The organism is Pontivivens nitratireducens, assembly GCF_014235845.1.
GTDB lineage: Bacteria > Pseudomonadota > Alphaproteobacteria > Rhodobacterales > Rhodobacteraceae > Pontivivens > Pontivivens nitratireducens.
The window spans coordinates 1-19757 of the sequence record NZ_JACJUQ010000023.1; the positions used below are offsets into that span (position 1 = coordinate 1).

Below are 19757 nucleotides of genomic sequence, written 5' to 3' on the forward strand. Positions count from 1 at the left end.
TCGTTCGCTTCATGGTCCGTCCCTTCGTTGGGTCGGACTCTAATTCCAAGTGGAGGAAAAATCCCGTGGCAGGTCACTGACCCTAGGCAAGGACAGACGATACTGCCAGCAACTATGCCGTGGTCCGTCGCGATGGCGAGGCGCCGAACTTGTTATATCGTCGGCGCGTTTGGTGCTGAAGAGAGGAACTGTGCCCGTGCTTTGAGACGATGTCGTTCCGAAAATCACGCTGTGCGACGTATGGAATACCGCATCCGCGAGTTGGAACGCCAGCTCGGACCCAAGACACTCGGGGTCGAAATACCAAAGGAGGCGCACCACAAATCCTGCTCAGAAAAACTAAGGTGGCGTGCGCTGTCGCAGTCGACGGGATGTTCGCGACGAGCGTCCTAGCCGAGAACCTGGGCACCTTCCGCGGGAGGGCCCGATGTTCTGTGTTCGGGGCCGGTGCTCTTCATTGGTTGACAGAATATTGCCGAAAATCACGACTCTGTCTGACGTTAAACAGAACAATTAGCTGAATAAGGGCCAAATCACAGCGATGTTGGCACCTGATCGAAGGCCGCGACATCTTGAATCACATCCCGCGATAGTTCTCACAGGCCTCAACCCCCGCAGCGACGACATCGAGAAGCGCATCTACATCGGTCAATAGCGTGGTAATGCGTGGGCTGCTGATGCGGTAACGGACAAACCTGCCATTTCGATCGCTGGCAACAAGCCCGCACTCCAGCAAACATCGCAAGTGATTGGAGACGTTGGGTTGTGATAGACCCGTGCGGGCGACGAGTTCGTGAACGACCATCGGACCTTCTGACAAGACGTCCAGGATTGCCAACCGACTGGGGTCCGCGAAGCCGCGAAGCAACTTTGCGCGCTGTTCAATAGTGGCGGTCTTGCGGTCCACAGCAAACTGCGTCATATCATTTCTCACTGATATATTAGTTCTCCATCCACTTTAGCAGGAGAGCCGCGATAATGGCCAACACAGAAAACACACAACTAGAAGTCTCTGCCGTCCGGTACCGGGTCTCCGGCATGGACTGCGCCAAGGATGCCGCACAGATCGAGCGGGCGGCGCAGGCGGCCGGGGTCGCACCTAAAGATGTCAAGGTGTCGGCCGCGACGCACATCATGACACTAAACGCCCCCGAAGTGCGTCTGCCGGACATCGAAAGGGCCGTCGCGGTGACCGGCTACGGCTTTGACCGGATCGAGGCCGATGGAGACATTCCGCCGAATCCGGCCCATCAGGACCCGGCCTACCGACGCGCGCTCTGGATCGTCGTGATCCTGAATGTTGGTTATGGCGTCCTTGAAATGATCGGTGGGTTCATCGCTGGGTCGCAGGCCGTGAAGGCGGATGCGCTTGATTTTGTCGGCGACGGCGCAATCACCTTCCTCGGCCTGCTGGCCATCGGCTGGAGCTTGGTCTGGCGTGCGCGCTCGGCCCTGGTTCAGGGCATTTTCCTCGGACTTCTCGGCCTTGGTGTCCTCGGCACAACCATCTTGCGGGTTTTCGAACAGACGACGCCAGATGCGGCCCTCATGGGCCTGCTCGGCATGATCGCTCTTGTCGTCAATGTCGTCTCCGTTCTGCCGCTTCTTCGATTCCGTAAGGGCGACGCGAATATGCGGGCCGTCTGGCTATTCTCGCGGAACGATGCCATCGGCAATGCGGCGGTTGTCATCGCCGCCGGTCTCGTGGCGTGGCTGGGCAGCGCGTGGCCCGACCTTATCGTCGCCTTTGGTATCGCCGGACTGTTCCTGCATTCGTCCTGGGCGATTATCCGCGACGCGCGGGCCGATCTGAAGGCGGCGGCATGAACAGCCGGATCCTTGGCGGTCTTTGCGCCATCGCTGCGTTTGGTCTTGATCAGGGCACCAAAGCTCTTGCCCTGAACACCCCCGCGCTTGAGAACGGGGTCGAGGTTCTGCCCTTCCTCAATCTTGTGCGGGTTCTGAACGATGGAGTCAGTTTTGGCATGCTCGGCGGGGTCGTTCCCTGGTGGGGTTTGATCGCACTTGCTGCCGTGATCGTGGCATGGCTGCTGATCTGGCTGTGGAAGGCTCCAGACAGGCTGACAGGTGCGGCGCTCGGTCTGATCATCGGAGGCGCGCTTGGCAATATCCTCGACCGGGTGCGCTATCAGGCCGTCCCGGACTTTCTCGACTTCCATTACGGGTCATACCACTGGCCATCCTTCAATCTTGCGGACGTAGCAATCTTCTGTGGAGCCGCATTGCTGTTGTGGGACAGCTTTCGGGCAGCGAAAGGCAATCCAGAAAATCCCGACAAAGACTACCGCAAAGGGGCTACCAGCCGGGAATAACAGCTAACAGGCAAAGAACTTTGGGAGGGGATTCAGCTTGAGATTCATGGATTGGATTGACCTTGGCATTCGCGGCATCGGCGTCGTGACTGCATGGCTGACCATTGTTTCGATTGCCGCTTACGGCGCGCTTCAGATGCTGGATCGCAAGCTCCAACTTGGCGTTTCGAGCTATTTGCCGGACCTTTCCACGTCTCTACTGTTCATCCTGATTTTCCTGACCTTTGGCTATACCTACCTGCGCGACGGTCACGTGCGTGTGGATGTTCTTCGCAGGCATTGGTCCGCGCGCCGAATTGCGTGGATCGAACTGATAGGAGGCCTTTTTGTCCTTCTGCCGCTCGCCGCCATCCTGACCTATTACGGGTGGGACGGTCTGATGCGGACGACGAAATACGCCGAGACCCAGTTGTGGGCAGAACGCATTGCTGGAGTCATTGGCCCCATCCTGCTGGCTCTCGCGGGGGTGATCGTAGCCCTGCGCAACCTCGCCTTTTTGGCAGGGAAACGTGCGCAAGGCGCTCCAGAACAATCGGGCGGCCTCCATAATGGTGAATGAAGTCCTCACGGTCGCTATGCTTGTCGTGATGGCCATTGGGGTCTTTAGTGGTTTTCCGGTAGCGCTGGTCCTGGCAGGGACAGGCTTCTTAGGGTTTGTCGCAGCGGTCTGGGTGGGGATCACTGATTTTCAGCATCTGGGTCTGATCTACCTTCGGGCCCGCGGTGTATTGACTAATGAATCCGTCCAATTCACCAGCGTTCCAATGCTGATCTTTCTCGGCCTGATCTTGAATGCCAGCGGAGTTGCCGAAACCATGTTTCGCTTGCTGGGGCGTCTTCTGACAGCTGTTCCGGGCCGCTATGCCGTTGCAACCCTGCTGATCGGCCTCGTGCTCGCTCCGGCCGCCGGGGTGATCGGCGCATCGGTCATCACCGTGGCGCTGGTGGCCTATGCCCCGATGATGGCTTCCGGCTACGCTCCGCGAACTGCGGGTGCCGCTGTCGCGGCCTCTGGGGCACTCGGTGTCGTGTTCCCGCCAGCGGTGATGCTTTTCTTCATCTCGAACGTATTCTATCTGCGCATCGGATTGATGTATGTGGCCCTCATTGTGCCCGTTCTTCTCATGGTCATGGCCTTCGCGATCTACTTTGCCGTCACCTTGCGAAAAACCATCGAAGTCCCCCTGGACGCACCGAAAACCAATCTTGCGTCAGACCTTTTGTTCGTACTCGCTTCAGTCGCTGTTATCGCATCCATTCCGCTCAGCATTATTCTGGGCTTTGCAACACTTACAGAGGCGGCTGGCGTAGGGGTGTTTGGCGCTCTGTTGGTCGCGCTGCTGCGAAAGCGCTTGTCTTTCTCTTCTTTGAACTCTGTCACGGTGCAGACAAGTACCATGACGTCGATGGTCTTCTTCATTGTACTGGGCGCATCGGTCTTCTCGCTGAGTTTCCACCTTGTTGGTGGACCGGATGTCATTTTCAACTGGATATCCGCATTCGATCTCTCCCGATGGGAATTATTGGCGATGCTCCTTGGTGTGGTCATCGTCCTTGGGTTTGTTTTTGACTGGATCGAGGTGCTGCTGGTTTTCATACCCGTGTTGATGCCGATCTTTTCGGAACTCGACTTCGCAGATCACGTCGGCTCTGCCTACTTTGCGCAAATCTGGATCGCTGGCCTGATAGCACTGGCCTTGCAGACGTCTTTTCTGACGCCTCCCTTCGGCTATGCCCTGTTCTTTGCCAAGATGGCGGCACCGAAGGGTATCAACCTATCCGATATCTATCGCGGCGCGGTGCCGCTCGTTGCCATTGAAATCGCGTTGATTGCGGCGCTGATTTCGTTCCCTCAACTCATCACCTGGCTGCCTGAAATGTCCCTCGGGGATGCGGATGCGCCGCGGCTAATCCAGCGGTGAAAGATGTTTTGGGCGCGGATGCAGTGATTTCCTTCGAAGCGGCACTGATGTTTCGGAGCCGCTTCCGAACCGCGAACAGCAAGGCTGAACAGGGCCTGAGCACGGGAAAGCAAACAGGAGGATAACGAATGTCCGGCATACCATCCGCAGAGGGCTTTGACAGCACACTCACCTTGCTGCGAAATCCGTATGGGTTCATCTCTCAGACCTGCCGCGCGCTCGACACAGATCTGTTTGAAACCCGCATCCTCCTTCGAAAGACGATCTGCATGACCGGGTCGGCGGCTGCGAAAGTCTTTTATTCCGAGGATAAACTGGTTCGCCAAGGCTCGATGCCAAGCCGCATACAGAAGACCCTGCTGGGCGAAGGCGGCGTTCAGGGATTGGACGGCGCTGCCCACCAGCACCGCAAGAAGATGTTCATGTCGCTGATGGGGACCGAGCATATAGCCGCGCTTCAGGGAATGTCGCTTCACATGCTGGACAACTATGCGCCGGACTGGGAGGCGAGGAACGAAGTCGTTTTCTACGACGAAGTGCGCGAAATGCTCACGAGAGCCGTTTGCGCCTGGTGTGGGGTTCCGATTCCCGAGGCGGAGGTGGCGACTCGAACGGCGCAACTTACGGCGCTTTTTGAGGACGCCGGTGCCGTCGGCCCGAAACACTGGGCTGCACGTCTGGCGCGTCACCGCCTGGAAAATTGGTCAGCACGGATGATTCAACAGGTGCGTGAAGGCGAACTTCAGCCGACGCAGGAAAGCGCCCTTCATGTCATCGCGACGTGGTGTGATCTCGACGGCGCGATGCTGCCCCCGAAGGTCGCCGCCGTGGAGTTGTTGAACGTCTTGCGCCCGACCGTGGCGGTGTCCGTTTTCATTGTTCAGACGGCGCACGCCTTGCACCGGTATCCGGAATGGCAGGAAAAACTGCGGAACGACGAAGGACTGCTCGAACCCTTCGTGCAGGAGGTCCGCCGCCTCTATCCGTTCTTCCCTGCCGTGGCGGCACGGGTAGTAAGCGCTTTCGAGTGGCAAGGGTATCGCTTTCCGGAAGGGCGCAGGGTCCTGCTCGACCTCTATGGCACGAACACCGATCCGCGTTCATGGGATGCGCCGCTTGAGTTCCGCCCCGAGCGGTTTCGGAGCCGTGCCGAAAACCCCTACGACTTCATTCCACAGGGCGGCGGCGACCACTACACGAACCACCGCTGCCCGGGCGAGTGGATCGCGATCAGCCAGATGAAGGCGTTTTGCAGATATCTTGTGAACGACATCAAATACGATGTGCAGGATCAGGATTTGGAGCTGGTCACGGGAGAGCTGCCACCCCTGCCCGAGAACCGGTTCATCATGCGCAACGTCAGGCGTCGGCAGTAGCTTCGGCCTCGTCCGGATCGACAGACCGCGCGTCTTTCGTGGCCTCGAACGCCTCCCACGCAACATAGGGCACGATCATAAGCGCCGCGACGGGATCGGCCCACCACCAGCCCATCCATTGCGTCAGACCAATCCCGGCCAAGACTACAACGGTCTGGTATTCACAGATCAAGGTATCCTTGGCATCGTATTTCAGAGCGGGTGAATCGAGCCGCTTACCGTAGCGATACTTGCCCCAAGCCAGCAGCGGATTGACCACTAAAGAGACAAACAGGATCGCGATCCCCCACCAGTTGAAGCCCGGTGCCTCCTGCGAGATGAAAGCGGACACCGCCTCGTAGAGGATTGCCGCGACGACGATCCAGAAAGCACAGGCTACCACATAGAGCGCGACTTTCTTGCGATGCAGGACCGTGTGCTCGTCGCCACCGTTCTTCTCGCCCTTCAAGCGCCAGATCAGCGTTGCGGCCGAAGTGGCTTCGACCGTGCTGTCGAGACCCCAGCTCACCAGTGCCGCGCTTCCGGTTAGGAGCCCCACGGTGACGGATACGACGACCTCGATGATGTTGTAGACGAGGCTGGCGATCTCGACGCGGATGCCGCGGGTCAGATTGGTTTGCCGGTTATCTTGTTGACTACTCATAACAACGCATCAACGCCGAACCTGCAGCAAAAGTTCGAGGCCAAATTGGTTAATCCGCCAACAGAACTGCGCCGGGCTATTATAAGCCGATGTTGATTTTCTCAAGCTTCCTCAGTAGAGGCGAGCTTGTCCCTCATACATGAAAACAAAAGGTTTCGGCCCTTTCGCGTAGCCGGTGTCGAGCCGCTCCATGCGGAAGCCGTTCTGCTCGACCAGAGTGTCTGTCGGGCGGTCAAGGTGACAATTCCCGGCACAACGTTTCCAGGCAGGCGTGAGCCAGCGCTGCCAACGCTGGACGCTGGGTTCCGGCGCTGTTCCATGCTCGACGAAGCGGAAGACGCCATCAGGCTTGAGAACGCGCCGGATCTCGGCCAGCACCTTCTCCGGCTCCGACACGCTGCAGAGCGTCCAGGTGGCGACGACGCAGTCGACGCTGCGATCTTCCAGCGGCAATGCTTCGGCCACGCCCTCGATCATCTCCGTTGTCGGCGTCAAGCCCTGAGAAGCCTGCGCGGCCCGATGAAGGAGTTCTGGTGAAGGGTCCACACCGACGATCTGATCCACGGCGTCGGGGTAGAGCGCGAGGTTCAGGCCCGAGCCGATCCCGATCTCCAGCACGCGTCCTTTCGCACCTGAGACCGCGCGCCTTCGGTAGGGAAGAAGCTGTTCCTGACGCATGGTGAGATGCGTGAGGCCAGGAAGTATATGTTTTTCGTAGAACCGCATGAGCTGTTATCCTATTCGTCCAAGAACCGGAAATGCATCGAGCATCCAGTATGACAGCGCGCTCAACTGTCCTGTCATCATAGCCACACCCATGAGGATCATCACGACGCCTGCAATCTGGTGGAGGCGGCGGCCAACCCGGCCGATGGCCCGCAACCGTCCCGCGATCTGGTCGGTGAATCCGGCGACGATCAGAAACGGTATTCCAAGGCCGGCGGAATAGACGGCAAGCAGCATGATACCTTCGCCCATAGTGGCACTCGCCGCACTGGCTGTCAGGATCGCGCCGAGGATCGGGCCGATGCACGGCGTCCATCCGAAACCGAAAGCAAGACCGAGAACATAGGACGCAGCGGGTTGGCCCCCGGGAATGTTGAGATTGAATCGGAAGTCGCGTTCCATGACCGAAACACGCGCGGCTCCGATCATAAAGAGCCCGAAGAGAATGACGATGCCGCCCCCAACGAGGTTGAGTTCATACCGCCACCGAAGTAGGGCCTGACCCATTGCCGTCGCTGATGCGCCAAGCCCGATGAAGATGGTGGAGAAGCCGAGGACAAAACACAGACTCAGCCAAACGGCGCGTGACGGCGAGGCCGCAGCCGCCCCGCTTTCAGCGGCTGTGCGTCCGGCCACGTAGGAGACATATCCTGGCACGAGAGGCAGCACGCAGGGTGACAGAAACGATATTGTACCGGCCAAGAGGGCGGCGGTGAGGCCGAGAAGCGAGATATTTACCATGAACCACGTTCACCCCTGAATAGCTTGCGCAAGGGCGCTCTTGTGGCAGCCCAATATGCCAGGGTCGGGACGATGATCCATTGCAGCAGGGGCGTGAGACCGGCATCGATGACGGGGACCACCGGCATGATGTCGCGATAGGCCCAGGCCGCCCGGATCACGATGTTCAGCCACTCGCTGAAGATCGTGTAAGAGACGCCCAAGGCCACGGCCAGAAGCAGGACGCGCCCTGCGCGTTCCGACGGCCATGCGTGCCCCCCAACAAGAAACAGGGCGAGCAAGAGCGTGCTCATGGCGATCAATAGATCTCCGCCGGTGCAGTGCACGACCGCGAACGCAATTTCCCCCAAGGTGCCTTCGACCCAGATTGTGTAGAGCGGGATATGCGCCATTTCCCAGATCAGGTGTCCGACGGCGGTATAAACGATGTATCGGCGGATGACGGTCAGCCATCCGGTATCGCTTGTCTCAAAGGTTTCTGTGTTTGCTGTCATGCTGCGGGTCCGTTCTTCGATTAATGCGCGTTTGTCAGGCCGTTGACGTACAGGATCATGTTGATGTGCCGGAAGCCGGAACCCGCAAAGACCCCGGCATGGCGGTTGCCGCGCGCGATAACATGCACAAGCGGAGCCTCGGGATGGTCAGGCGCAATCGCGCGATACTGATCGATCAGATTCTCTATTGGCTCTTGTGCGCGAGCAATGACCACGTTCTTGGCAATCGGTCCGGGAACCGGATCACTGGCGTCGGTCACCACAAGGAAGGTCACCATGTCCAGCATGGGAGATGAATTCACTCCGCCCCTCACCTTTTCAAGAAGTGCCTGTTGATCAGCACAAGGCTGTCCGCAGTCGGACGGTACAAAACTAAGAACGACGACCTGATCGGAGAGGCTTTCCAAGTCCAACGGTTCTCCGTCAGGGCCGAGCAGACCCAACGCAGGCAATTCGTTGAGGTCAACGGCGGTGAAAGCAGGTTCTTTCTGTGCCATCACCTCGTCAAGACGGTCGCCGGGATGATCTGCGTAGGCCGGGAGGCCCGCGACGAGGGCTATCAGCAGGAGTATGTTTTTCATGGCTGTTGCTCCTGCGGCCTCATCGCGCCCGGTCCGAGAACCGGAACGCTGATTTCCATTCGGGCACCCGATGCGAAGGTCAGGAACAACGGCAAATCGGTGCCTTCTTCGAGTTTTTCCGACAGGCCCATCAGCATCAGATGCATGCTGCCGGGCGCGAGGGTTACTGGTTCTCCGGAGGGCAGGTCCAAGCCGTCGACCTCAACCATTCGGCTAATGCCATCGTTGTCGGTCTCGACGGCGTGAATCGTGACGTTCCCAGCGATCGGCGTCGTGATTGCGACCAGTTGATCACTCTGATTGCTCGTGAGCGTGAGATAGGCCGCAGCCGGACGGGAGGCGAGGATGCTCGCGCGGGCCCAACCATCCGATATCGTCACATCGGCCGATGCGAAGAACGGCCAGAGTGTTAACACGGTTGCAAGTGCGGTGATCTTCATTTGGTAAGTTCCTTCACTCATAACTTTTTGCGGATTTCCTGCGCCAGCGCCTCCGGCGGTTGGCCGCCTTCCTGATAGACCGCCTCAAATTCGCCACTGGGCTGCATGAGGTAGATGTGTCCGGCATGCGCCATGAAATAACCGTCCGGCGCGCTATCGTCCTCGGTCCGCTCGTACCATGTGCGGAAATTCCTGGTGGCCTCGGCAACCTGCGCTTCAGTCCCGGTCAGGCCGATCAGGCTCGGATGAAAGACTGATACATATTCAGCCATTACCGGCACTGTGTCGCGTTCCGGATCGACCGTGATGAAGATCGGCGCCACCTGGTCCGCATCTTCGCCGAGCAGATCCACGACGCTGGCCATGTAGGCCAGAGTGGTGGGGCAGATGTCAGGACAATTCGTAAATCCGAAGAATACAAGTTGCCAGCGATAGGTGTAATCGGCTGGGGTCACCTCTTGTCCGGTATGATCCGTGAGTGAAAATTCGGATCGAATATCCGCCTCACCCGAATAACGGACGGTCTTCGATCCGTTGCCGAGATAGTTATCTAAAGCCCAAAAGATCGCTAGCCCTGCGAGCGCAACAGCTATCGTGCCCCACAATATGGTTCTCAAGAGCCGCGCCTTGGGAGAGGTTTCACTGGGTTCAATCGACATCTTCGGCCTCCGAAATCAAAGCCTGAAGATCGGCCTTTTCCAACAATCCAGGAACGAGCGTCTCGCCGATCAGAAACGTCGGCGTGCCGGATATCCCGAGCTGCCCCGCAAGGTTTCGAGACGTTTCGATATGGGCGTCGATTTCGGGCGCGGCCATGTCCACCTGCAACTGGTCGTAATCCAGACCCGCCTGTTCAGCAGCCCGCCTTATGAAGACGGTATTGGCGCGAGGCTGCGCCATCAGAGCCTCGTGAAACGCTTCAAACTTGTTCTGTTTTACTGCCGCCAGCGACGCCCGAGCCGCCAGTTTGGAGTCTGGCCCGAGAATGGGCCACTCCCTCATGATGATGCGCAAATCCGGATTCTCCTCGATCAATTCGAAAAGGACCGGGGCCGCGCGTCGGCAATAGGGGCAGTTGTAGTCAAAGAATTCGACAAGCACGATGTCGCCATCAGGATTGCCCATCACGCCGGTGTTCGCATCCGTCCGCAGCAGTTCACCAACGCGCTGGATCGCAGCACGTTGTTGGGCCTGAGCTGCCGCTTCAGCCTCTTCCTGGAAGGTCAGGAGCGTATCCACCAGAACTTCCGGGTTCTCGCGGATGGTTTGCAGGATCAAGGCTTTGATGGCCTCTTGCTCAACCTGCTCGAGCGGCGTGGATTGCTGGGCTAGCGAAGTCGCGGGCGCAGAAATCAGCGCCCAGAGTAAAACTGCAAGCATGTGAAGGGTAGTTTTGAATGTCATCTCGATTTTCCGCGCCTTATCGCCGGGGGCATCAGCCCCCGGCGATAACTGTTCAGCCCTTATCGGTCGAAGTGGCGACTCCATTCTCGGAGTTGTTCATTGCCTCCATCATCTCTGTGCAGGCCTCCATCATCGGGCCCATTTTCTGCATCATCTTCATCATGGGCATCATGCCGTCCATGCCGGACATATCGCCGTCCATCATATTGCCCGCCATTCCGTTCTCACCGTCCATCATCTGGTCGGACGAACCGGTGTTGTCCTGGGCGAATACACCGGTGGCCAAAACCGTGGATACGGCAGTCGCCATGCTCAGTTTCTTGATAAGTGTCATCAGTTTCTCCTTAAGGTTTCTTGAGGTTTTCGGGTTCAGTCCCGCGGCAGGCCCGGCTCTGCGGCCGCGCTCTTCTTGTCGCATGAATCTGATTTGCACATCATGCAGACACCCAGCCCGCACATAACGGCGCAGGGTGCCACGGCCAGGATCAGCGGCGCGGCTCCGATGGCCGTCACCCAGCCCCAATTCAAGTAAAGCCCGGCGCCAATGATCGCCATTGACGCAAGAATCAGACTTCGCCGTCCCAATTGCGGCCGCCACGGACGTGCCTCCGGTGTTTCGGTGCAAGGTGATGTTTCGGACATTGGCTATTCACTCCTTTCGTTGATGATGGTCTGGATTTGGGCCATGACTTCATGGCTGTCCCATTCGGCCGGCCCCACAAGTCGTCCGCGCTCGAAACCGCCACGGTCGATCAGGATCGTGGTGGGAAGGCCAAGTACACCGAATGCCAGCATCGCCCTTGTGCTGTCGGCGAGGTACATTCCCAGATGGCGAATGCCGATTTCCTCGTAGAAGCGGCGCACCACCTTCATTCCCGCGCGGTCGATGGACAGTGGCAGGACATGGAAATCGTCCCCGCCCAGCTTTTCCTGCAAAGCGTCGAGGGTGGGCATCTCTTCACGGCAGGGAACACACCAGGTTGCCCAGATGTTCAGTAGGATCACCCTGCCCCGGAAATCCGCCAGCGTCAGATCGCGCCCCGCCCCGTCCACGAAGGGTGGCGACAACATCTCTCGCGGCTTTTCGTGAAGCGGCATCAATGGTCTAGCTTGAACCGGCCCTGCGACGCCAATCGCCGCCATGCCAGTCAACAATTCACGTCGTTTCATGATCCCGCTCCTTCCTGAAGACGCCGCACCACGGGAAGGATGTTTTCCTCCAGAGAGTTGCGGTTGAAGGGGCCGATATGCTTGTAGGCAATCCGGCCCTCGGCATCGATCACGAAGGTCTCGGGCAAGCCGTAGACGCCCCAATCGATGGACACGCGCCCGTTCCGGTCGGCGCCGATGCGGGTGTAAGGGTACCAAGTTCGGTGAGAAAGCCCAAGGCTTCCTCGGGGCGGTCCTTGTAGTTGATTCCAAAGATCGCGACCTCGTCCCTGGCAGCCAACTCGTTCAGGAGGGGCATCTCTACCCGGCACGGCACGCACCAGGACGCCCAGACGTTCACGATAGACACCTGCCCTTTGAGGTCGGCGGTCGACAGACCGTCGGTTCGTCCCTCTATCGGCGGCAAGTCGAACTCAGGCACCGCCTTGCCAATAAGTGGGGAAGGAAGAGTGTCGTTGCCATTGAACAGGCCCCAATAAAAACCTGCGCCGATGAGGGCGAAGATCGCAACTGGCAGCACGGTGACAAGCCGACCCTTACGGCGATTGGCCTCGACCGCGCTCATAAATCACCCTTGTCGTTGACAGAGACTTCCGCCTGGAATTCGCGCTGTCGATCCGGCCAGGTGCTTTTGATGTAAGAGAGAACATCGGCAATCTCGTCGTCGGTCAGGATGCCTTCAAACGCCGGCATGTCGCTTTCATAACCGGGCACGACGGCACCGACGCCGCCTTTGGTTACGATAAAGAGGTTCCGGTCCGAATGGTGCCAGGTATGGCCGGTTTCGTCATGTGGCGGAGCGGGCATGCGCCCGGTGTCCAGACGCCGCCGCCAATCAGGCTGCCCCTCCAGTTCGGCACCGTGACAGGATGCACAATTCTCCGCATAGAGCGCCTGTCCTGCTGAGATGTCGGCTACAGCCACGGGCTCGCCGAGGAAGGAAAGCCCTTCCACCAAATCCTCTTCACTTTCTGACTGCGCGAGGACGGCAAAGCCGATCACGGATAGTGCGACGATGGCGGCACCGATTGTTGCGGCCCTTCTCATGTCGAACTCCTGAGGTATTTCACGAGTGCGACGAGGCTGAGCACCAGAACCGCGGCGACGAGCAGGAGCAATAGCCCTCCACCGAACATCATCACCCCCATCATCGGGCCGTTCATCATGTCCATGCAGTTACTCATCGGAGTAAACGGCGATCCCGCCCTCGCCGAAGGCGTAGGTCTTGAGCGTACCGGTCTTTACGCGTGCCATGCCTGGCGCGTTCGAAGGCATGCCCGGCAATGTAATGCCGGTGATGTCGGGCTTCTCCGCGACCAGCCTTTCCAGGATCTCCGAGGGCACAAGTCCACTGACATAATAGCCTTCGATCTCGGCAAGATGACAACCGAGCCCTTGTTCGGGAACGCCGACTTCGATCGAGCGCTTGTCGAAATCCCGATCGTCGATGCGTGTTACCGTATAACCGTTCTCTTCCAGGTAATCGGCGTAGGTGTCGCAGCAGCCGCAGCCTGGGTCGCGCCAGATGGTGATCTGTTTCGACCCGCCTTCCGTATCGGAACTTGCGGGACCGGTCGCGTGTTCGGTGCTTTGTGCCGAAGTCAGCGTCGTGAAAGTGAAGGTTCCGCCGACACCAAGTGCAGCAAGCGAAGCCAAGAAAATTCTTCTGTTCATGGGGTTCTCCATCATGCGACCGTGATCGCGGTCCAGGTAGCGCCGCCATCGCGGCTGAGTCTCAGAGTGCCGTCGAGTATGGCGGCCACGTGATTTTCGTCCCTTGGGTGAAGCGCGACGGCCCTCCCCTGCCCTTCTGCCTTGTGCGTCCAGACCACGCCGCCGTCCTGCGACGCCCACACCCCCGACGGCAGCGCCGCGTAAAGCTTAGACGGTGCCGTCAGAGCACTGGCCAGCGACAGGACCGGTTCGCCCGTCGGAAGTGGTGCCTCGGCAGGCGGTGCATCGCCCGCCACCAGAGCGTCCATCGCATTGCCCGGCTGAACGTCCTGCCAGCGGCAGAAACAGTCCGGAACACGGGTCAGGCCTTTCTCAGTTCCTGCATAGATCCATATGCCGCCCATCCCGGTATCGAGATCGACCGATGCCAGTGTCAGCGGGTCACGCTCGGCCGCGTCGAGCCAGGGCCGGTCCATCGCGAGGGCCCAGCTGGCACCTGCGTCCTCGCTCTTCCAAAGGCCGTCGCCGCGGATTGCGGCATAGATCATGTCGGGGGTTCCGGCGGCCACAGCCAGTGCGGTGACCTCGCCGGACGCAAGCCCGTCGCTTCGGGTAGTCCATGACGATCCGCCATCGCCGGACACGGCCACCCCTCCCCGCGCCAAACCGGCAAGGAGACGTCCGGGACGCGCAGGATGCGTGGCGATCGAGGAGACCGGGGAAGGTGTTGGCCTGTCATGCCAACTGCGACCGCCGTCGGGGCTGGCCCTCAGTGTTGCCCCTGCGATCAGCAGCGTGTCGCCATCGAAGGCGAGCGTTCGGATATCGGCCGTCCCGCCGGCCGCGCGGGCCGCGCCGGGCAACACGAGCACTGCGGCTGCACCCATACCCAGTGCCAGGAAGTGGCGTCTGTCCGGCTCAAAATTCAAGGTACTGTTTGTCATCTCTTGTCCTCCTCCTCCGGGGCTCATGCGACGCGGATCACGCCCATCATTCCCGCAGCTTGGTGTTCGAGAATGTGGCAGTGGAACATCCAGTCGCCGGGATTGTCGGCGACGAAGGCGATCTCGACCCGTTCGCGGGGCGCCATGAGCACCGTGTCCTGCCATTCCCGATGCGGCGTCGGCGCACCGTTTCGGCTGATCACGCGGAATGAGTGGCCGTGCAGATGAATCGGGTGATCAAAAGCGGTCGCGTTGGTCATTTCCAGGATGTGACTCGCGTCGCGTTTAAGCGTCAGGAACGGGTCGAGCACATGCCCCTCGGCGGCTTTTCCGTTGATGAACCAGATGCCGCGCCCGTCATGCATCATGCCCATCATCCCGCCGCCCATCATGCCTCCACGCGGCTCCAGGCCCATCTCTCGCTCCACCATCATGCCCATCATCCCGCCGGTGAACGTCACCTCATGACGCTGCGTAGAACTCAGGTCTGGTTCGGGAATAGGGTTGACTGGCAGTGTGATCGGCCAGTCCGGTGTAGCCTCGCGCAGGGCGGTTTCAGCGTAGGTGAAATCGAGGACTCGAAAATCGTTCCCGCGATAGGCACGGTCGACAAGCTGGGATTGCGCGCCGGGCTCACCGATGCAATCCAAGATTACGTCGGCGCGCATTGCGGGTCCAAGAACGACAAGACCGCCCGGCGGGTCATGTGGCGTGACGGGTTGGCCATCGAGCGCGATGATGCGCGGTGTATGGTCCCCGAAATCGAGCGCGAAGATCCGGGCATTCGCGGCGTTGATCAGGCGGAGGCGGATCCGCTCGCCTGATGCCACGGCGAATGTCTCCGGCACAAGACCGTTGATCGTCACGGTGTTGCCGAGGCGGCCCGCGTGACTCACGTCATGGGCATTGCCGAAATCGTCAGAAATCGATGCGTCGTCGGTCAGTCGCCAGTCGTCCAGCATCCAGGTAACTTCGCGGTCGACACGAGGGGGATTGGCCTCCTCGACGATAAGGGGACCGTAGAGACCGCGCCCGACCTGCTCGAAGCTGCGCTGATGTGGGTGATACCAGAAGGTGCCGGCATCGACTGCATCGAATTCATAGACGAACTTGTCGCCCGGGCCGATCGGCACCTGTGTAAGGTGCGGCACCCCGTCCATCGCGTTCGGAAGCCGGATACCATGCCAATGCACTGTGGTTTCCTCTGCAAGGTCGTTGGTAACCTCGACCTGCAGGCGTTCGCCTTGCCGGATGCGGATCTCCGGGCCCGGTACTTTGCCGTTGTAGCACCAGGCCGCGGTGTCGGGATGTGGCTCAGGAACAAGCCGTGTCCTTCCCTGTGCGGCCCGGAGCGAGAATTTCCGGGTGGCGGCTTCTGCCATCCTCGGAAAAGGCAGGGTGGCGGACATCACACCCGCGAGCGACGACGCGACAAAGGCGCGGCGCGTGACAGTAGGTTTGTATTTGAAAGACATCGGACAGGGGCTCTCTGATAATTCGGTCCTCCGCCGGAGCCAAAGCGGCAACTGCGGTTGGGGAATACCCGCAGCGCGGAGCAGCATGGCTCCGGCGTCACGGCATGACACGGCGACCGCGAAATCGCGGCGCGTGTCAGATCAGAGAAGGAATTTTGGAGGCTGTTTGGCAGGTGGGCTGGTCAGACCGCGAAAATCACGCGCGATCGACATGCCATGCGCGCTCGAAATTGCATGAAGACCAAATTCCGCCGACGTTTCCACCAGCGCGGCGGCGGCCGCCGAGTTGCATACGAAATCGCAAGCGATGCCTGAGGGTCCCGCCGAATCATCGCACGCCTCACAGTCGGCACCTGGCATTTCAGCTCCGGCTGTGATCATTTCAGATGCCATCCTGGCCGAACCGGCCGCATGCGCAACCGAGCTTACCGCGAAGGCGGCAAGGACGGCTATCATGATGAGGCGGGCGACGAAGTGCATGCGGCTAATTTACCAGTGTTCAGAGGGTTGTTCCAGCGGGATGATTTCGCGTCTCCGGAGGTCGGAACGCGTCAGATCATCCATTATCGGGCAGTCCGGACGATCATCGCCATGACACCGAACAACGAGATCACGAAGCGTCGCGCTCAGCGCCTGCAACTCCTCGATTTTTTGGTCCACCCGCGCGAGATGGCTTTGTGCGATCGCCTTGACGTCGGCGCTGGACCGCTCGCGGTCCTCGTACAATGACAACAGCGTGCGACATTCATCGATGCTGAAACCCAATGACCGCGCCCGGCCGAGAAACGCCAGCTTGTGCAGATCCTGAACAGCAAAATCGCGGTACCCGTTTTCACGCCGCGATGGTTGCACGAGTCCGATATCCTCGTAATACCGGATCGTTTTCGCCGGCAATCCGCTCTGTTCCGAAACATTTCCAATGTTCATGGCTGACAATCCTCTCCTTGAAACACCAGATAGTCCTTCCACCTACTGGAAGGTCAAGGACGCTTGGCAATCTTTTTGTGACGCCCCTTCAAAAAATGAACCTGTCCCAACTCCCATAGTGTTCCTCGCTGCGCTTCCCACGCGGCAGGCTGAGCGCGATGAGAGCGATACCGGCGAGGATACCGACAAGGCTGCCTGCCACCGTGCCTCCGCCCAGAAACCACGGCGCGATGACGAGCCAGAGGCCGAATAGGATGTTGAGGAACCGCAGTGGACGCGCGACCTCGGCCCAGGCGATGACCGCTGTGGTCAGGACCAGTGCGCCCAGCAGGTGATCGCTGTTCGCCATCGCTGCTTCATTGCCAAAGATCGCGCGCGACAGCATCAGGAAGGCCCCGATCGCAGCACTCAGCCCGAGTGTCCATGGGACGGTAACCCCACGCGCGCTTTGTCGGAAAATCTGCATCGGTCGCGCGTCGAAGCTCATTTCGCCCCCGGTTGCGCCACCGGGCAGTGCATCGCCCCTGAAGAACGCGCGCCAGAACGGTCTGCCCCGGCGCGTGTTCCACACCATGAACTGCACCATCGCGACAATCTCATCGAGCGAGAACGGGATCATGATCAGCATGGCCAGCGCCGCCATCAGGCAGATCGTGCAGTAGGTGCCGATCGTGATCGGCTGGATGATGATGAAATAGATGCTGATCACGCCGAGCGGCCCGACCACGATGCCGAACAGTGCGACCATCCAGGGCATCGTGCGCCAGCGCAGGCGGCTGCCCATGACGCCCATCATGATCTCGAACATGTAACTCATCGCGCCAAGACCGCCGTCAGCAATGGGCCAGGCTTTCGAGACATCCGAGGTAATGATGTATTCGCTGCCGTTCAGCGCCGAGGGCGACGAAAAGAACGGTTCCCACACGCTATCGACATGGCCGAGCTGATAGGCCGACAGGATGCGCGACAGGATGAAGCCCACGACACCGAGCGCGATGATCGGCAGGCGCTGGACGTAGGTGGAGGGGCAATAAGTCCAGCCGGGCGGAATGTCGCTGTCGTCCATCATCCCCTCGCGCGACATGCCCGGCATCATCGGGATCAGGATCGTCAGCGCGACCACCAGCGCGCCGATCAGCGTGTCATTGGCATAGACGGCCGCATCCGGCGTCCAGAACACCAGCGGCGCGGCCAGCAGCCAGACGCCCAGTGCGGCATTCGCCCATTGCGCCCAGCCGTTGCCATGGCGCAGCGACAGCGCCGCAAAGACCATGATGGCAAGCCCGGTGAAGACATCGTTCCACGCGGTGAGCCAGCTGCGGGTCGAGGCGGCCCACAGCCCGCGATCTTCCGTCACCCGCTGGACCGCTGCGCTGAATTCGGTCTGATCGAATGTACCGAAAACCGACGGGGCGGTGGCCAGCCACAGGCCGAGCGCCATGACCAGCCAATGCACCCAGAGCATCGAGAAATGCATCTGCCGCATGTGGTCGTCGTGTTCGCGCCTGTTTTCGCTCGCTTCAGCCTCGGATGGCGTCTCCTCGGCGGCCTCTTCAGCCACGGCGTTTTCGACCTTGGCCGCCGAGACCCGTGCGGCGTTCAAACCGTTCGCTTTGTACCATTCGTAGGGATCGTCCTTCAGTCGCTGAAGGATGCCCGGCATGTCGTCGCGGAGGCTGTGTTCAGGCGTCCAGTCCAGGTGTTTTTTAGCCGCCGAAAGGTCTAGCTCGTAGTGATCGTTGGAAATATCGACCATCCACGCCCTGATGAAGGCATCCTCGCCAAATATCTTGTTTTCCGTCCAGGTGCCGAGCTTGGCCAGTTGGGGCGGCACGTTCCAGGTGATCCAGTCCTCACCGTGCAGCTCGCGCCCGATCAGGCGCTGCAACTCGCCGAACGGAATCGGGTCTGATTCACCCAAAAGTACCGGAAAAACGTCCGGCAACTTGGCGCGCCGGTCGACGATGCTTTCCACCGCGTCAAGAAAATCGTCAAGATGCAGGAAGGCCTGCCCGCGCGACAGGTCGCCGGGATAGAGCTTGCCGCTGAAGCGCTTCTCGTGGATGCGGACGATCTGATGGGTCAGAAAAGTCGACTGCCCTTTGTCATCGTAGATTCCGGCGGGGCGCATCAGCACGAGTTTCTCGTCACCCCGTTCTTCGCGCAGCATTCTTTCGGTCCGCACCTTCGACGCCCGGTAAGGCAATTTGGGATCGAAAGGATGATCTTCGTCTATCGGCTCGCCAGGCTCGGTCGGCGCATGCGCCAGCATGGTGGACGCGAAGACGAACTGTTCCAGCTTGAATTCCTGAAGGCCCTTCAGAAGACGTTTCGACCCTTCGACGGTAACCGCATCATAGGCGGGATCATCCTCGCCAGAGAGGTCGAAATAGGCGGCAAGATGGATGCAGGCGGCAATACTGTCGCCATATGCCAGCCGTACGCGATCAAGCGCGGTATCGACACTTGCCTGATCGGTGATGTCGAAACAGACGCACTCGGCTTGATGCGGTGGATGGGGTGGCGAATACCGGTCAAGTCCGACGACGCGGTAGGACTCATGCAGCCGTCGCACCACCGCTGATCCGAGATACCCGCTCGACCCGGTGACAATGACGACAGGTTTGCTTTCATCCGTCACGGTGGCACTCCGGCTTCAAGCTACGTGCGCAGGTATTTCACCAGTGCCACGATCGCGAGAACCAGCACCACGATGACAAGAAGCCAGACGATTCCCATGCCAATCATCATGCCGCCACCCATCATTCCCCCATCCATCATGATCTTCTTCCTTCTTTCAGTTGCTACCGGTTCAACTAAGTCATTGGCATTTGGTTTCAATTTCCAGCGCTGGAAGGTTGGAGGCCGCGTCTGGGATCGAACATTTGAAAGGGTGCAGGCTTCTAT

Annotated in this window: 25 protein-coding genes and 1 pseudogene; 5 read left to right on the top strand and 21 right to left on the bottom strand. The window is 59.6% G+C overall.

Going from position 1 to position 19757, the window contains the following annotated elements; translation table 11 throughout:
* Positions 1-577 precede the first annotated feature (577 nt).
* Positions 578-922, bottom strand: a complete 345-nt coding sequence (locus H1S03_RS16040; RefSeq protein ID WP_166195254.1) for an ArsR/SmtB family transcription factor — start codon at positions 920-922, stop codon at positions 578-580.
* A 56-nt stretch (positions 923-978) separates the two neighbouring features.
* Between H1S03_RS16040 and H1S03_RS16045 the strand changes: the two genes are divergently transcribed.
* The 5 genes from H1S03_RS16045 to H1S03_RS16065 all read left to right on the top strand — a co-directional run bounded on the left by H1S03_RS16045 (position 979) and on the right by H1S03_RS16065 (position 5631).
* Positions 979-1827: a cation efflux transmembrane domain-containing protein gene (locus H1S03_RS16045; protein ID WP_166195257.1), complete on the top strand. Its 849-nt coding sequence runs from the start codon at positions 979-981 to the stop codon at positions 1825-1827.
* Positions 1824-2333: a signal peptidase II gene (lspA, locus tag H1S03_RS16050; protein ID WP_166195260.1), complete on the top strand. Its 510-nt coding sequence runs from the start codon at positions 1824-1826 to the stop codon at positions 2331-2333. Before H1S03_RS16045 ends, lspA begins: the two co-directional genes overlap by 4 nt.
* Positions 2334-2379: 46 nt before the next feature.
* A complete protein-coding gene (locus H1S03_RS16055) occupies positions 2380-2892 on the top strand; it encodes a TRAP transporter small permease subunit (protein ID WP_166195263.1) in 513 nt (170 codons plus the stop codon).
* Positions 2882-4255, top strand: a complete 1374-nt coding sequence (locus H1S03_RS16060; RefSeq protein WP_221892736.1) for a TRAP transporter large permease — start codon at positions 2882-2884, stop codon at positions 4253-4255. Before H1S03_RS16055 ends, H1S03_RS16060 begins: the two co-directional genes overlap by 11 nt.
* Positions 4256-4383: 128 nt before the next feature.
* Entirely contained in the window at positions 4384-5631 is a 1248-nt protein-coding gene (locus H1S03_RS16065; RefSeq protein ID WP_166195266.1) for a cytochrome P450, read from the top strand.
* Here H1S03_RS16065 and H1S03_RS16070 read toward each other — a convergent pair.
* The 20 genes and pseudogenes from H1S03_RS16070 to H1S03_RS17735 form a co-directional block, all read right to left on the bottom strand.
* A complete protein-coding gene (locus H1S03_RS16070; RefSeq protein ID WP_185805208.1) occupies positions 5615-6274 on the bottom strand; it encodes a cation diffusion facilitator family transporter in 660 nt (219 codons plus the stop codon). The two genes, H1S03_RS16065 and H1S03_RS16070, sit on opposite strands and share 17 nt — an antisense overlap.
* 111 nt (positions 6275-6385) lie before the next feature.
* Positions 6386-7000, bottom strand: coding sequence for a class I SAM-dependent methyltransferase (locus H1S03_RS16075; RefSeq protein WP_166195269.1), 615 nt, complete (start codon positions 6998-7000; stop codon positions 6386-6388).
* 6 nt (positions 7001-7006) lie between these two features.
* On the bottom strand, positions 7007-7741 hold the full coding sequence (locus H1S03_RS16080) for a cytochrome c biogenesis CcdA family protein (protein WP_166195272.1): 735 nt from the start codon (positions 7739-7741) through the stop codon (positions 7007-7009).
* Positions 7735-8235 carry a hypothetical protein gene (locus H1S03_RS16085; RefSeq protein ID WP_166195275.1) on the bottom strand — a complete coding sequence of 167 codons (501 nt, stop codon included), beginning with the start codon at positions 8233-8235 and terminating at the stop codon, positions 7735-7737. The genes H1S03_RS16080 and H1S03_RS16085 overlap by 7 nt, the downstream gene beginning before the upstream one ends.
* Before the next feature lie 20 nt (positions 8236-8255).
* Positions 8256-8816 (bottom strand): cytochrome-c oxidase, encoded by a 561-nt coding sequence (locus H1S03_RS16090; protein WP_166195278.1) that lies wholly within the window; start codon positions 8814-8816, stop codon positions 8256-8258.
* Complete coding sequence (locus H1S03_RS16095; RefSeq protein ID WP_166195281.1) at positions 8813-9256, bottom strand: copper chaperone PCu(A)C; 444 nt, start codon at positions 9254-9256, stop codon at positions 8813-8815. Before H1S03_RS16095 ends, H1S03_RS16090 begins: the two co-directional genes overlap by 4 nt.
* A gap of 17 nt (positions 9257-9273) precedes the next feature.
* Positions 9274-9915: an SCO family protein gene (locus tag H1S03_RS16100; RefSeq protein ID WP_166195284.1), complete on the bottom strand. Its 642-nt coding sequence runs from the start codon at positions 9913-9915 to the stop codon at positions 9274-9276.
* Positions 9905-10660, bottom strand: coding sequence for a DsbA family protein (locus H1S03_RS16105; RefSeq protein WP_166195287.1), 756 nt, complete (start codon positions 10658-10660; stop codon positions 9905-9907). The genes H1S03_RS16100 and H1S03_RS16105 overlap by 11 nt, the downstream gene beginning before the upstream one ends.
* Before the next feature lie 52 nt (positions 10661-10712).
* Entirely contained in the window at positions 10713-10994 is a 282-nt protein-coding gene (locus tag H1S03_RS16110) for a hypothetical protein (RefSeq protein ID WP_166195290.1), read from the bottom strand.
* 35 nt (positions 10995-11029) lie between these two features.
* Positions 11030-11215 (bottom strand): hypothetical protein, encoded by a 186-nt coding sequence (locus H1S03_RS16115; RefSeq protein ID WP_240910501.1) that lies wholly within the window; start codon positions 11213-11215, stop codon positions 11030-11032.
* Positions 11216-11305: 90 nt separating this feature from the next.
* Positions 11306-11830: a TlpA family protein disulfide reductase gene (locus H1S03_RS16120; protein ID WP_166195296.1), complete on the bottom strand. Its 525-nt coding sequence runs from the start codon at positions 11828-11830 to the stop codon at positions 11306-11308.
* Positions 11827-12395: pseudogene (locus H1S03_RS16125) on the bottom strand (DsbE family thiol:disulfide interchange protein). Before H1S03_RS16125 ends, H1S03_RS16120 begins: the two are co-directional and overlap by 4 nt.
* Positions 12392-12877, bottom strand: a complete 486-nt coding sequence (locus H1S03_RS16130; RefSeq protein WP_166195301.1) for a c-type cytochrome — start codon at positions 12875-12877, stop codon at positions 12392-12394. The pseudogene H1S03_RS16125 and the gene H1S03_RS16130 overlap by 4 nt, the downstream one beginning before the upstream one ends.
* Positions 12874-13014: a hypothetical protein gene (locus H1S03_RS16135; protein ID WP_185805209.1), complete on the bottom strand. Its 141-nt coding sequence runs from the start codon at positions 13012-13014 to the stop codon at positions 12874-12876. The genes H1S03_RS16130 and H1S03_RS16135 overlap by 4 nt, the downstream gene beginning before the upstream one ends.
* Positions 13007-13504 (bottom strand): DUF411 domain-containing protein, encoded by a 498-nt coding sequence (locus H1S03_RS16140; RefSeq protein WP_166195304.1) that lies wholly within the window; start codon positions 13502-13504, stop codon positions 13007-13009. Before H1S03_RS16140 ends, H1S03_RS16135 begins: the two co-directional genes overlap by 8 nt.
* An 11-nt stretch (positions 13505-13515) precedes the next feature.
* On the bottom strand, positions 13516-14448 hold the full coding sequence (locus H1S03_RS16145) for a WD40/YVTN/BNR-like repeat-containing protein (protein ID WP_240910502.1): 933 nt from the start codon (positions 14446-14448) through the stop codon (positions 13516-13518).
* Positions 14449-14471: 23 nt separating this feature from the next.
* Positions 14472-15923 carry a multicopper oxidase family protein gene (locus tag H1S03_RS16150; protein ID WP_166195307.1) on the bottom strand — a complete coding sequence of 484 codons (1452 nt, stop codon included), beginning with the start codon at positions 15921-15923 and terminating at the stop codon, positions 14472-14474.
* Between the two features lie 141 nt (positions 15924-16064).
* On the bottom strand, positions 16065-16403 hold the full coding sequence (locus H1S03_RS16155; RefSeq protein ID WP_166195310.1) for a hypothetical protein: 339 nt from the start codon (positions 16401-16403) through the stop codon (positions 16065-16067).
* 9 nt (positions 16404-16412) lie between these two features.
* Positions 16413-16850, bottom strand: coding sequence for a Cu(I)-responsive transcriptional regulator (cueR, locus tag H1S03_RS16160; protein ID WP_166195313.1), 438 nt, complete (start codon positions 16848-16850; stop codon positions 16413-16415).
* Between the two features lie 88 nt (positions 16851-16938).
* On the bottom strand, positions 16939-19491 hold the full coding sequence (locus H1S03_RS17735) for an NAD-dependent epimerase/dehydratase family protein (RefSeq protein ID WP_166195316.1): 2553 nt from the start codon (positions 19489-19491) through the stop codon (positions 16939-16941).
* Positions 19492-19757 lie beyond the last annotated feature (266 nt).